The 12,773-nt window shown below is 62.0% G+C and carries 14 protein-coding genes; 6 read left to right on the forward strand and 8 right to left on the reverse strand.

The genetic code is table 11. From position 1 onward, the window contains the following. The first annotated feature begins 32 nt into the window (after positions 1-32). Positions 33-2,435, forward strand: a complete 2,403-nt coding sequence (locus ABIT12_RS02120) for an EAL domain-containing protein (RefSeq protein ID WP_348042857.1) — start codon at positions 33-35, stop codon at positions 2,433-2,435. A gap of 7 nt (positions 2,436-2,442) precedes the next feature. On the opposite strand, the gene ABIT12_RS02125 is transcribed toward ABIT12_RS02120, so the two are convergent. Together ABIT12_RS02125 and gndA are read right to left on the reverse strand one after the other, a co-directional pair. Beyond that, positions 2,443-3,744: a chloride channel protein gene (locus ABIT12_RS02125; RefSeq protein ID WP_348042859.1), complete on the reverse strand. Its 1,302-nt coding sequence runs from the start codon at positions 3,742-3,744 to the stop codon at positions 2,443-2,445. A 52-nt stretch (positions 3,745-3,796) separates the two neighbouring features. Then, entirely contained in the window at positions 3,797-5,215 is a 1,419-nt protein-coding gene (gndA, locus tag ABIT12_RS02130) for an NADP-dependent phosphogluconate dehydrogenase (RefSeq protein ID WP_348042861.1), read from the reverse strand. Between the two features lie 196 nt (positions 5,216-5,411). On the opposite strand from gndA, the gene ABIT12_RS02135 reads away from it, so the two are divergent. The 3 genes from ABIT12_RS02135 to ABIT12_RS02145 all read left to right on the forward strand — a co-directional run bounded on the left by ABIT12_RS02135 (position 5,412) and on the right by ABIT12_RS02145 (position 7,154). After that, on the forward strand, positions 5,412-6,182 hold the full coding sequence (locus tag ABIT12_RS02135; RefSeq protein ID WP_348042863.1) for an SDR family oxidoreductase: 771 nt from the start codon (positions 5,412-5,414) through the stop codon (positions 6,180-6,182). A gap of 1 nt (position 6,183) precedes the next feature. Then, positions 6,184-6,720: a gluconokinase gene (locus ABIT12_RS02140; RefSeq protein WP_348042865.1), complete on the forward strand. Its 537-nt coding sequence runs from the start codon at positions 6,184-6,186 to the stop codon at positions 6,718-6,720. A gap of 164 nt (positions 6,721-6,884) precedes the next feature. Further along, a complete protein-coding gene (locus ABIT12_RS02145) occupies positions 6,885-7,154 on the forward strand; it encodes a hypothetical protein (RefSeq protein ID WP_348042867.1) in 270 nt (89 codons plus the stop codon). Positions 7,155-7,175: 21 nt separating this feature from the next. On the opposite strand, the gene ABIT12_RS02150 is transcribed toward ABIT12_RS02145, so the two are convergent. The 3 genes from ABIT12_RS02150 to ABIT12_RS02160 form a co-directional block, all read right to left on the reverse strand. After that, positions 7,176-7,715, reverse strand: a complete 540-nt coding sequence (locus ABIT12_RS02150; protein ID WP_348042869.1) for a methylated-DNA--[protein]-cysteine S-methyltransferase — start codon at positions 7,713-7,715, stop codon at positions 7,176-7,178. A gap of 88 nt (positions 7,716-7,803) precedes the next feature. Beyond that, entirely contained in the window at positions 7,804-7,986 is a 183-nt protein-coding gene (locus ABIT12_RS02155) for a CsbD family protein (protein WP_348042870.1), read from the reverse strand. Positions 7,987-8,055: 69 nt separating this feature from the next. Beyond that, a complete protein-coding gene (locus ABIT12_RS02160; RefSeq protein WP_348042871.1) occupies positions 8,056-9,051 on the reverse strand; it encodes a hypothetical protein in 996 nt (331 codons plus the stop codon). Between the two features lie 115 nt (positions 9,052-9,166). On the opposite strand from ABIT12_RS02160, the gene ABIT12_RS02165 reads away from it, so the two are divergent. Together ABIT12_RS02165 and ABIT12_RS02170 are read left to right on the forward strand one after the other, a co-directional pair. Next, the gene (locus ABIT12_RS02165) at positions 9,167-9,838 is read left to right on the forward strand and encodes an RluA family pseudouridine synthase (RefSeq protein WP_348042873.1); all 672 of its coding nucleotides are present in this window, start codon (positions 9,167-9,169) and stop codon (positions 9,836-9,838) included. A gap of 51 nt (positions 9,839-9,889) precedes the next feature. Continuing rightward, positions 9,890-10,921 carry a hypothetical protein gene (locus ABIT12_RS02170; RefSeq protein ID WP_348042875.1) on the forward strand — a complete coding sequence of 344 codons (1,032 nt, stop codon included), beginning with the start codon at positions 9,890-9,892 and terminating at the stop codon, positions 10,919-10,921. Here ABIT12_RS02170 and ABIT12_RS02175 read toward each other — a convergent pair. The 3 genes from ABIT12_RS02175 to ABIT12_RS02185 all read right to left on the reverse strand — a co-directional run bounded on the left by ABIT12_RS02175 (position 10,918) and on the right by ABIT12_RS02185 (position 12,763). Next, positions 10,918-11,202 carry a hypothetical protein gene (locus ABIT12_RS02175; RefSeq protein WP_348042877.1) on the reverse strand — a complete coding sequence of 95 codons (285 nt, stop codon included), beginning with the start codon at positions 11,200-11,202 and terminating at the stop codon, positions 10,918-10,920. The genes ABIT12_RS02170 and ABIT12_RS02175 overlap by 4 nt on opposite strands. 108 nt (positions 11,203-11,310) lie before the next feature. Further along, complete coding sequence (locus ABIT12_RS02180; RefSeq protein ID WP_348042879.1) at positions 11,311-12,279, reverse strand: acetylxylan esterase; 969 nt, start codon at positions 12,277-12,279, stop codon at positions 11,311-11,313. A 106-nt stretch (positions 12,280-12,385) separates the two neighbouring features. Further along, the gene (locus ABIT12_RS02185; protein WP_348042881.1) at positions 12,386-12,763 is read right to left on the reverse strand and encodes a RidA family protein; all 378 of its coding nucleotides are present in this window, start codon (positions 12,761-12,763) and stop codon (positions 12,386-12,388) included. Positions 12,764-12,773 lie beyond the last annotated feature (10 nt).

Here is a 12,773-nt window from a genome sequence, read left to right on the forward strand (position 1 = left end):
AGTTTGGGCGCTTTGCTCTTCCGAGACCGTTTATGCAAACAGTTTTGTCGACCCTGTTTTACCAGCACGATCTGCGTCTTGTTGCGCTCGCTGCGTTGATCTGCGGTCTATCCTCGTTTGCCGGGATGAGCCTGCTCAGCCACGCGCGCAAAGCCTCCGGCGCCATGAAACATGCCTGGCTGGCCGTTGCCGCCGTCTCGGTCGGCTTCGGCGTCTGGTCCACCCACTTCGTCGCCATGCTCGCCTACGCCATCGGCATGCCCACAGGCTACGATGTGATGACCACGCTGATATCGCTCGTAGTGGCGATCTGTTTTGCCGGCGCGGGCTTCTGGTGGGCCACTGTGGGCGCTCGCCGTTCGGACGCGGCTCTCGGCGGCGCCATTGCCGGCGTCGGTATCGCCGCGATGCACTATGTGGGCATGTCGGCGCTCAAGATGGGCGGCGCCATCATCTGGGACCCGGTTCTGGTCTCGTCCTCGCTGATCCTTGGCATCACCATTGGCGCCATAGCCCTGTTCGTCGGGTCGATCGGCCATGAGCTGCGCTGGCGCCTGGTGGGCAGCCTGCTGCTGACAGTGGCGATCTGCGCCATGCACTTCACCGGCATGGGGGCAGCCGACACCAGCCACTGCTATCCAACCGTCAGCATCTCCGACGCCACTCCACAAAATCTGGCGTTCGGCATTGCCGTGGTCAGCATCATGATCCTGGTAGCAGCACTGGGCGGCATCTATCTCGATCTGCGCGACCAGCGCCGCAGCGAGCTTGAAGGCAATCGCATGCGCGGCCTGGCTGATGCCGCAGTCGAAGGCCTGATAGTCTGCGACGGCCAGAGCATCGTCACGGTCAACGCCAGCTTCCTGCAACTGGTTGAGCGCCCCAATGCCGATCTCGCCGGGCAAAAGCTCGGCAGCTTCTTTTCGGCGGAGACCTGCAGCGCCCTCGTCGGCCGGCCCAACACGCCGATCGAGACCGAACTGACTGTCCGGGGTGGAACCGTCATTCCGGTCGAAGCCATTCTGCGGGATGTTGATTATGGCGGTCACCCGCACCATGCCATCGCGGTGCGCGACCTCAGCGCCCGCAGGCAGGCCGAACAACACATCCGTTTCCTGGCCCATCATGACGCGCTGACGGGCCTGCCCAATCGCGCCAACTTCAATCGCCAGCTTGAAAACGAAATCGCCCACGCCGAACGGCAGGGTCAGCGCTTCGCTGTGTTCTGCCTTGATCTTGACCGGTTCAAGGAGGTCAACGATCTGTTCGGCCATCCGATGGGCGATCTGCTGCTCCAGCGTGTCGCCCAGTCGCTGCTCAAATCCGTCGGCGACAAGTGCATTGCCGCCCGCCTCGGCGGCGACGAATTCGCCGTCATCGTGCCGGATATCCACATCGCCGAGCGCGCCGGACGTGTTGCCGAGCAGGTGCTGGACGGCTTCCGGTCCAGCAATAGCGAAACCACCGAAAACGCCGCGATCTCGGCTAGCATCGGCATTGCCATCTATCCTGACAATGCTGAAGACGCGCAGCACCTGATGATCCACGCCGATACCGCACTCTATCGTGCCAAACACGACGGCCGCGGCATCTATCGCTATTTCGAGAGCGAAATGGGCGCCAAGGTGCATGAACGGCGCATGCTGGAAAACGACCTGCGTCACGCCATTTCGCGCAACCAGTTGCGTCTGGTCTATCAGCCGCAGGTCGACATCAAGAGCGGCGAAGTCACCGGTTTTGAGGCCCTGGTGCGCTGGGACCACCCTGAACGGGGTGCCATACCCCCCGGCACCTTCATTCCCATCGCCGAAGAAAGCGGACTGATCCTGCAGCTCGGCGAATGGGTGATGAAGCGCGCCTGCACTGACGCCGCAGCATGGACCAGCAAGCTCTCGGTGGCGGTCAACGTTTCGGCAATGCAGATGCAGAGCGCCCAGCTCGCCCCGATGATCGTTGAAACGCTGGTGCTCACCGGCCTGTCGCCGAACCGTCTGGAAGTCGAAATCACCGAAACGGCCCTGGTCCGCGATATCAATCGCGCGCTGACCACCTTGCGCCAGCTCAAGGCCATGGGCGTCCGCATCGCCATGGACGATTTCGGCACCGGCTATTCGTCGCTGGCCAACCTGCGCGCCTTCCCGTTCGACAAGATCAAGATCGACCAGTCGTTCATCAAATCAGTTGATACCAATGAGCAGTCGGCTGCGATCGTCCGCGCCGTGCTGGGCCTCGGTGCTGGCCTTAATCTGCCGGTGATCGCCGAAGGCATCGAGCGGATCGAGGAGCTGGACTTTCTGCGTGGCGAAACCTGCGCCGAAGCCCAGGGCTTCTTCCTCGGTCGCCCGGCCGACATTGCCACCTTCTCGAGCATCACCGACGGCACCGAGAAGTCGCTTCCCGCACCTGCTGCAACCGAGATCAAGCGCGCCGGGTAGCTGACGCTCAAGCGGCTAAAGGCTGCTTGCGCAACAACTGGTGCGCCAGTGCGTGATAGATGCCTTCAGGGCAGATCAGCTTGGACACTACGCTGGCGATGAAACAGGCCAGCATGGCTGGCAGGATCAGCGCCTGATTGCCGGTCATTTCGGTGACGATGACAAACGCCGTGATCGGCGCCTGCAGCACTGCTGCCAGATAGGCCGCCATGCAGATGATCGTCAGCGCACTGACCGGCATGCCGGTGAACGGATCGAGCACGCTGGCAATCCCCGCCCCGATCGACAGCGCCGGCGCAAAGATACCGCCGGGTATGCCGCTCACTGATGTTGCTATCGTCGCGATGAATTTGAGTGGTGCAAACCATGCCGTGACCTGTTCGCCGTTCAAGATCTGTGTCGCCTGTTCCGAACTGGTGCCGAACACTACCCCGCCGGAGGCGACGCCACAGATGGCGACCAGCAATCCACAGCCGGCGGCGAAAGCGATGGGGTGCGCCTTGATCAGCCGACCAAGCCGCCCCGGTAACCCGCGATTGGCGGCAATGATTGCGGCACTGAACAGCCCGCCAAAAATGCCGCAGATGACACCGACCACGGGTATCCACAGCAGGTTCCCATCAAACGCCATGCCAATGTCCGACCGGCCAAAATAGGTGTAGTTGCCCACCAGGGCCAGCGAGGTCATCCCGGCGGCAATGACCGTGCCCAGCACGAGGCCACTGGTGCGCAGCTCAAAAGAGCGGCTCATTTCTTCGATGCCGAAGACAATGCCGGCCAGGGGCGCGTTGAAGGCCGCTGCTACGCCGGCTGCAGCACCTGCCAGCAACAGGCCGGGCTGACGGTGCGGCGCGAAACGTCCTAGCCAGAGCATGATCGCCGCGCCCACCTGCGCCGTCGGACCCTCGCGTCCGGTCGACGCGCCAAAGGCCAATCCAAGATTGAGCAGCAACACTTTGCCAATTGCGACGCGCGGCGAAACCAGATGTGCCTTGTCGACAAATTCATCGATCTGCCGGGCAGCAATGACCTGTGGCAGCCCGCTCCCCTGGGCGCCGGGCGCAAACCGCCGGGTCAGCCAGGCCAGCCCGGCAAACGCCGCCGGCGTCAACACCAGCGGCAGCAGCGGCAATCGGCGTTCGACAGCAAAAAATCCTGCGGAGGCGGTCTGCGCCAGATAGGCCATCAGGATCGCGGCCAGACCGACCAATACACCGCCGATCAGAAATAGTGCCCGGCGCCGCAATTTAGGCATCCAGATACGCCGCCAGCGCAGACCAAAACTCTGGCGAAACGTCCGCGAAGCCATCATTGCCCTCCAAAAACTTCGGGGGCCACTCGGCCCCCGTTTATCGTTTTGCTTACTTGCCCAGCGTCGACGGCCAGGTGCCGTGCTGGTCGGGACCACGTCCGGCGATTTCGAAGCCATGGGCGCCGAAGAAGTCGCGCTGGCCCTGGATCAGGTTGGCGGTGCCCTGCGCCTGACGATAGCTGTCAAAATAACTCAGCGCCGCCGACAGGCAAACCATCGGGAATTCGCCCACGGCAGCGGCGGCAACCACCTTGCGCAGCGACGGATGGCTATCCTTCATCAGCGCCACGAAATCCGGCACCACCAGCAGATTGGTATTGCCGCCCTTGGCGTAGGCAGCGGCCATCTGGTCGAGAAAACGCGAGCGAATGATGCAGCCAGCGCGCCAGATCTTGGCAATGGTCGACAGCGGTAGCGCCCAGCCATTTTCGTCCGAAGCCTTGGCGATGACGGCAAAGCCCTGTGCATACGACACGATCTTGCCGGCCAGCAGCGCCTTTTCGAGGTCCGCCAGCGTCACATCGGCCTTCTTGGCGGTGCGCTTGCCATAAATGCTTTCTGCGGCAACGCGCTCATCCTTGCGGGCCGAGATCGAACGGGCAGCGACCGCGCCTTCAATGGCCGTCGCCGGCACGCCCATCTGCTGCGCCGCGATGGCGGACCAGACGCCGGTGCCCTTCTGGCCGGCCTTGTCGAGGATCAGCTCAACCAGCGGCTTGCCGGTGGGACCGTCGACGGCAGCCAGAACGTGACCGGTGATTTCGATCAGGTAGGAGTTGAGCGGACCCTTGTTCCATTCCTTGAAGACTTCCGCGCAAGCAGTTGGATTCATGCCCAGACCGTCGCGCATCACGCCATAGACTTCGGCGATCATCTGCATGTCGCCATATTCGATGCCATTGTGGATGGTCTTGACGAAATGGCCAGCGCCGCCTTCGCCCAGATAGGCGCAGCAGCTTTCGCCGTTGAATTTTGCCGCAATCGCGGTCAGCACCGCTTCAGCGTTGTGCCACTGTTCCTTGGAGCCGCCGACCATGATCGACGGGCCATGACGCGCACCTTCTTCGCCGCCGGAAACACCGACGCCGAGATAACCGATGCCCTTGGGCTTGAGATAATCGAACCGGCGCTGCGTATCGGTGAACAGCGAATTGCCGCACTCGATGATCGCGTCGCCCTGTTCCAGGTGCGGCAGGAGATGTTCGATCATTTCATCGACCGGAGCGCCGGCCTTGACCATGATGATGATCGAGCGCGGGCGCTTGACGGTCAGCACGAAGGCGGCAAGGTCGGCCTCGGGAATGATCTTGCCATCGAGCCCCTGCTCTTTGGCGGCGACGACGAAATCGTCGATCTTGGCAGCAGTGCGGTTGTGGACCGCGATGGTGTAGCCCTTTTCGGCAATATTCAGCGCCAGATTGGAGCCCATAACCGCCAAGCCAATAAGACCGATGTCTGCCGTCGCCATGCTTAGTCCTTCCGAGGATCACGCTGTAGAACCACGCAGGCAGCCCCGCGCGGCGCGGGGAACTGACCACAAACTGCGCCTAGACGGAAGTCTAATCTGCGCACTTTTTGGCCATTCTGGCCTTTCGCTGCGCAAACTGGTGCTTGCCCAAGTCCGAGCCTGCATCATAGGCTCCGCGAAAAATCGGAGTTGCCGCGTGGACACGCTTTCTCTCTTCAGCCTCAAGGGCAAACGCGCCCTCATTACCGGCTCCAGCCGAGGGATCGGCTATGCGCTAGCCGAGGCATTTTCCGGTGCCGGCGCCTCCATCGTGCTCAACGCCCGCGACACGGTTGCGCTGGGCTCTGCCGCCAAGGATCTGGCAGCCAAAGGCGCTGCGGTCAGCGCCGTGGCCTTCGATGTAACCAGCCGCGACAGCGTCAATGACGCGATCAGCCATATCGAGGAAGAGATCGGCCCGATCGACATTCTGGTCAACAATGCCGGCATGCAGTTTCGCGGCGCGCTGGATTCATTCCCGCCCGAAAAATTCGACCAACTCATGACCACCAATGTCACCTCGGTGTTCAATGTCGGCCAGGCCGTGTCCCGCCACATGATCGCGCGCGGCCATGGCAAGATCATCAATATCTGCTCGCTGATGTCGGGTCTTGCTCGTCCATCTATCGCTCCATACGCGGCTTCCAAAGCCGCCGTGGCCAATCTGACGCGCGGCATGGCCGTCGACTGGGCCAGGCATGGCCTCAACATCAACGGCATCGCGCCCGGCTATTTCGCCACGGAGCTCAACGAGGCATTGGTGAAGGACGAAAAATTCACCGCCTGGGTCGAAACCCGCACCCCGATGGGCCGCTGGGGCCAGGTCGAAGAACTCGGCGGCGCGGCGATCTTCCTTGCCTCCGAGGCCGCCAGATTCGTCAACGGCCATATCCTTTATGTCGATGGCGCCTTCACCGCGACCGTCTGAGATGATCCCAGCCCGCATCATCATCGTCATGGGCGTCAGCTCATCCGGCAAAACCACTGTCGGACAATCCATCGCGCGCCGCTTGCACGCACCGTTCCTCGATGGCGACGATTATCACCCCGCTGCCAACAAGGACAAAATGCGCGCCGGTACACCGCTGACCGATGCGGATCGCTGGCCCTGGCTGCAAACGCTGGCCCAGGCACTGGCCGTAGCCGCCAATGGCAAGGGCTGTGCCGTCGGGGCGTGTTCGTCGCTCAAGCGCGCCTACCGCGATTTCCTCACCCAGCAGGCCGGCGAGCCGATCCTGTTCGTCTATCTGCAAGGCACCAAAGAGGTCATCGCGGCCCGCATGGCGCAGCGCCAGCACGAATACATGCCCACCAGCCTGCTCGACAGCCAGTTCGCAACACTGGAAGTTCCTGACCCGACGACCGAAAACGTGCTGATCGTACCGGTGACCGACCCTATCGAAAAGATTACGCTCGCCACCCTGAAAGCGACGCCGCATTTGAAGGCTTTCAAGCGCTGGCAATAGCCAATCTGCGCAGCTATCGGGCGATAGCTTCACGACCGCGTGATTGGACCGGTGTTGTTGTTAAGGACAAGTGCAAAATGATTCGAATGTGACTTGCACAAGGCCGTCCGCTGGCATTTGATTAAAACCTCAACCGAGGTTGGCCGTTGGGGGGTCAATGTCAAATGTCGTTCGAGATCAAGGATTGCCAGCTACTCTATTTTGGACCGCACCCGACCTTTAAGGGCCGGATTACCGGCGTGGTCCGCGTGAAAATTCACGAGAATTTCCTTGGCAACGACAGCCTCTACAAGCTCGATCTGAAGGTGCGCACCGAAACCGGTGAGGGCATGCCCACGGCCGATGTCCGGCACGCCCTGCTCGCGCACGCGGCCCACCAGCTCAACCGCCTCAAGTCACGCCGCATCAACGTGCCCGCCATGGCAGCTGAATAGTACCTCGCCAGGGGAAAATTTCTAAAACCCAAATCCGAGTTGCCCGGCTTCGCCCGGCAGCCCACGCACGCCCTCCAGCGCCAGCATCCGCATCTTGGCATCGGCGCCGCCCGGCGCTGAAAACCCGCCGCGCTTGCCGGCGCTGGCCAGTACCCGATGGCACGGAATAATCAACGGGATCGGATTGGCGCCCATCGCCTGCCCAACGGCGCGCGATAGCTGCACATCGCCCAATTGCCGCGCCAGCGCGCCATAAGTGGTGACTTGGCCATAACCGAAGCGAACCAGCAGTGCGTACGCTTGGCGATGGAATTGGGGCGTGCCAGCCAGATCGAGTTTTACCGCCTTAAAGTCCACCTGTTCGCCATCGGCATAATCCTCGATCGCGCCGATGACCGCCTCGACCCAATTTGGCGGCTCGCCGGGCGTGGCTCCTGCTCGATTGATCCGCGCCAACAGCGCATCCGGTTCCAGCCCCGGCAATTGCACGCGGGCGATGCCGTCATCGGTCCAGCCGATGCCGAACCTGCCCAGTGCCGTCTCGAAGGTGGTGGTTTGCATAGGCGGCAGACTACCTCCGCCACGCTCCAACCCAAACAGCAAAAAACCGCCCCGAGGGGCGGCCTTTCACCGTAGCCAACTGAGTGACTTAGTTCTTCAGCGCGTCGCGGGTCTTATCCTTGGCTTCGCCGACCTTGCTCTGGACCTTGCCCACAGCCTTATCGACCTTGCCTTCAGCTTGCAGCTTGGTGTTGCCGGTAAGACCACCGACCGCGTCCTTCACGGCGCCCTTGGCCTGGTTGGCGGCGCCTTTAACCTGATCTTTGTGCATGAAAGCCTCCTCTGGGTTGTTGTGCCTGAACAACTCGCGACCCAGAGAGCAGGTTGCATTACAAATCGATCAGACCGCTGGATTGGTCGGGGCCGCCGGCCCTTCCGCCGGGCCGCCATGACCGATCCAGCCCGCCGCCTTGTCCTTGAGCTTGCCAAACTTCTTGGACACCGAGGTCAATCGTGCATCCCACTGCGCATCCGGCACCTGGCCTTCGATGGTCTTGAAATAAACCTCCATCATACAGGCAATGGCGAATGGCTCGATCAACGCTGCCTTCACCGCCCAGGCAAAGATGATGGCGAAGACGAAGCCGCCGGCCGACCAGCCGCCCGGGATCAGCCAGACCACCGCTGCGGCGGGAGCCAGCATGACAAGGAAGACCAGGAATGACAGGCCATAGGTAATCACCGTCAGCCAGGCGGCGTTCTTGAGCATCACTTTGTAATTCTGCCCATACAGCACCAGCGCGGTGCGCGCCGAAGCCCATGGGTTTTCGGCACGCGTGCGGATCGCGTAGGCCAGGATCACTTCGTCCACGAGCCCCACCGCAATCTTGAGGAACGCCCGGATCAGCCCGACAAACTGCTGCAGGCCCGGGATCGGAATGAACGAGGCAATGCCCTCGACCAGCCCGGTGATCGCTCCCAGTACGCCCTTGACCAGTTGATCGATGGCAAACAGCACATTGGCCTCGGCAAACCGCGCCTTGACCACGCTCGAGGCATAATCGATCTGCGAGCGCCCCTGCGGGATCGGCCGTCCGTCCATCAGTTCCACCAGCACGGCAATGTGCCCGGCCTTGACGATGTAGAGGATATATTCCCGCAGGAAATACAGCACGCCGGCCGTGAGCACGAAGCCCAGCCCGCCGCCCCAGAACGTGGCACTGATGTGGAAATCCTCATCGCCAAAGGCGCCAACGCCCCAGCCAATGCCCGCACCAATACCGGTCACCAGCACATAGGCCACGGCGATGCCGAAATAGACCACCATGCGGAATAGGATAAACGGCATGGTCTTGCCCATCATGCCCAAGGCCCGGCTAATCGAAAAATCCCACATGCTGTGTCCCTCAGCAATTGATGATGCAGTTTCCAGCGAGTCCAAGACGCGCACAATATCTTTACGGCAACAGGTCCAACTGTTTTTGCACGCAAAACCCTGCTAACAGGCGCGCATGCCCGGACCCATGCCGACCCTGACCAATTACTTTCCGCCACTTGAACCGTATCTGAACGTCGTCCATGTCGATGACGATATTCTGGTGCTCGACAAGCCCAGCGGCCTGCTCAGCGTCCCCGGCAAGGATCCCTCGCTGTGGGATTGCCTGGAATACCGCGCCCGCAAATCCTACCCCACGGCCGGCATGTGCCATCGCCTCGACAAGGACACCTCCGGCATTCTGGTAATGGCGCTCAACAAGCGCGCCCATGGCAAGATCGGCAGCCAGTTCGAACACCGCCAATCCACCAAAAGCTACGTCGCCCGCGTCTGGGGCGAGATGGAAGCCGAGAACGGCCTTGTTGACCTGCCCCTTGCCACCGATTGGGAAAACAAGCCGCGCCAGCGCGTCGACCCTGAAAATGGCCGCTCGTCGCAAACCGAATGGCAGGTGATGGAGCGCGAACCCGGCATCACTCGCGTGCGCCTCACCCCGCTCACCGGGCGCACCCATCAACTCCGGGTACACATGAAGGCCATCGGCCATGTGATTCTGGGCGACGTGTTTTATGCCGATGCCGAGCCCCTTGCCGCTGCCGACCGGCTGCAACTGCATGCCGAAAAACTCGGCTTCACCCATCCAACCACCGGCGAATTCGTCACCTTCATCGCGCCCTGCCCGTTCTAGCCGAACGGCAAGGGCCGCGCTAAGCTCGGCCGACCAAATCGGATCCGCTCGATGAAACCAGGTCTGTTCGTCGCTCTGTTGCTGATGCTGTCATGCCCCGCCATGGCATTCGAGCCGCTGGATAAATTTCTGCCGGTGCTACCGGCAAATCTCAATGAAGCGCCGGTAGTCTTCACCTATACCGCGCCCCATAGCCTGCAAATGTCCGAGACCGGCAAAACCGCCCTGATCGGCACTACCGACCAGGGCCTCAATGCCGCTTTCTATGATGCGGCCACCGCCAAAACCGCAACCGGCATCGACTTTGACCTCGTCTATGGCGTGCTGACAGCAGGCGACCCGCCGCAGAACGTCACCGTCCTTCTCGGTGAGGATCGGTTTGCCGCGGACGCGCCGACAGTGCTGACCGCCCATGGTTACACCACATCCGAAATCGCCGGACTGCCGGTGCTCAGCGTGGGCGAAGACTATGCGCCGAGCAGCGAACGCGTCGGCGATCCACTCGGTTCCGGCGTGGGCAAGGCCGTCCGCCTCGCGATCGGCGACGGCTTCCTGCTGCGCGTCGCGGCGACCGAGGGCATCGCCTACGTCGCGGCGGCGATGAACACGCCGGACGCTTGTGTCAGCTGCAAATTCTGGAAAGCCCTGCTCGACGCCTTGAACACCGCATCGGGTCCTACCTCGTCGCTCGATGCTGCAACCGGCTTTACCCCGCCGGCGTTTTTCCAGCCCAGCGATTCCGGCGCCGCGCCATCGGAACTGCCTCAATACGGCCTGGTCATTCTCGCCGCGACCAGCACCGACACTAGCAGCACGGCCCACGTCGCCGTCATCTTCCCCAGTGTTTCCGACGCCCGCACCGGCGCCAAAATGATCAGCGATCGCCTGCTGCAGCAGCCGCTGCCTGCCAACGTGCAACCCAGCACGCCCCGCATCGCCATCACACCCGGCCCCGGCGGCAATATCGCGGTGATTTCCATCGACTTCCCCGCCGATGGAGCACAGGACGGCGTCGATACTTATTTGAACTGGCTCAACCAGATCTACGGTCGCAGCTTTCCACCGCTGGCGCTGGCGAACTAGGCTTCGCCGAGATAGCCAACCTCGATGCGGTGAAAGAAATCGCCGGCCTTCATCGTCTCCAGCCAGCGATGAAATGCCGCCACATCGGCAAACCCGGCGCGCCTGGCATCGGCATTGGTGACGTCATGCGGGCTCATCTCGACGATGGATTTGATCGCCAGCAGCCCGACCTTGGTCTTCAGCGTGCCACCCGGCTTCACCGTCGGACGGCTCCAGCGGCGAAAGATCACGTCAACTTTCCCGGCTTTGATTTCTTCCAGCAGTTCACGCTTCAACAACATCGCAGTTCCAGTCATCAATCTCGCTTTGGCCCCTCAGAGCCAGAACCACAGCGTGGCGCAGAACAAAGCCAGCGCCAGCCGCCAGGTATAGCCAGCACCAAGGCTCACTCAGCCAAACCGCTCGGCCAGCCAGGCCATCTGCCGCCGGTCCTGAAACGGTCCGCCGCCTTCGTGATTGTTGAACTCGTAGTCGACAATGGATTTGTCGGCGCCGGCAAAGGCGTTGAATGCACCGTAAACCGTCGAAGGCGGGCAGATGTCGTCCATCATCGCGGCAGAGAACAGCGCTGCAGCACGCGATTGACGGGCAAAGCACACGCCATCAAAATAGCGCAGCGTCTCGAACACCGGCCCGAGGGCATCCCGATGCTGCGCCAGATACCGGGCGATCTCGCCATAGGGATCGCGCCCGGCCACCCGCACCGCGCGCGGAAAATCGCACAGGAACGGCACGTCCGGCATCACTGCCTTGACCCTTCCATCAATTCCCGCCACCGCGATGGCAATGCCGCCGCCCTGGCTGCCACCCAGCACCGCGACGCGGCTGGCATCGACAAAATCCAGCCCGATCAGCGCATCGATCGCCCGTACCCCATCGGTGAACACCCGGCGATAATAGTAATCGTCCTTGTGCAAAATCCCCTTGGTCATCGACCCCGGCTGCGCCGGAGTCGAACCGACCGGGTCGGCCGTGGCGCCGGTGCTCCACACACTGCCCTGCCCGCGCGTATCCATGCGGAAATAGGCATAACCTGACGCCGCCCAATGCAGGTGCTCATGGGCAAAACCACGCCCGCCGCCATAGCCGACATATTGCACCGCCAGCGGCAGCTTGCCGCTCCGCTGCGTCGGCAACACCAGCCAGCCCTTGACCGGATGCCCGCCAAAGCCCGGAAAAGTCACGTCAAACAGCTCAACCAGCTTCAATGTCGATTGAACCGGCTCGATGCTGACCGCCCCGCCCGCCACGCGCGCCTCGGCAATGGTCCGCTCCCAGAACGCCCCAAAATCGGTAGGCGTCTGCACCGCGCTCTGATAGGCGCCCAGCGCTGGATGAACGAGATCGGGAAACGGCATGGCGACACTCACAGGCTGGAATGGAAGACGGCGCGACAATGCAATGCCAATGCCCACAGCACCAGCCACCAAGCCCGTCAGGTCACATATTTGATTGCGCCCGACATCAGCCCAGAACGGCAGTCGCCAGCATTTCGACGCGCAAACCGTCGGCCAGTAGTTCCTTAACCACCACCGTGGCCCGCACCGGATAAGGCGGCTTGAACAGCTCGCCATAAACCGCGTTCATGCCCCTGGCATCGGCGCGATCGATCAGAAATACCTGCACCTGCACGATATCGGCCAATGTGCCACCCGCCGCCGTGATGGCGATCTGCAAATTCTCGATCACCCGCCGCGTCTGCGCTTCGATGCCGCCCGGCACGATCTCGCCCGTCACCGGATCCTCCGCAATCGCCACCAGCCAGACCTGCTGCCCCACCCGCACCACATCGGCAACCGGGGACGACGATGGCGCAATGCCGGTTTCGATTTTGGAAAACATCAAATCCCTC

Source organism: Devosia sp. (genome assembly GCF_039927955.1).
Lineage (GTDB): Bacteria > Pseudomonadota > Alphaproteobacteria > Rhizobiales > Devosiaceae > Devosia.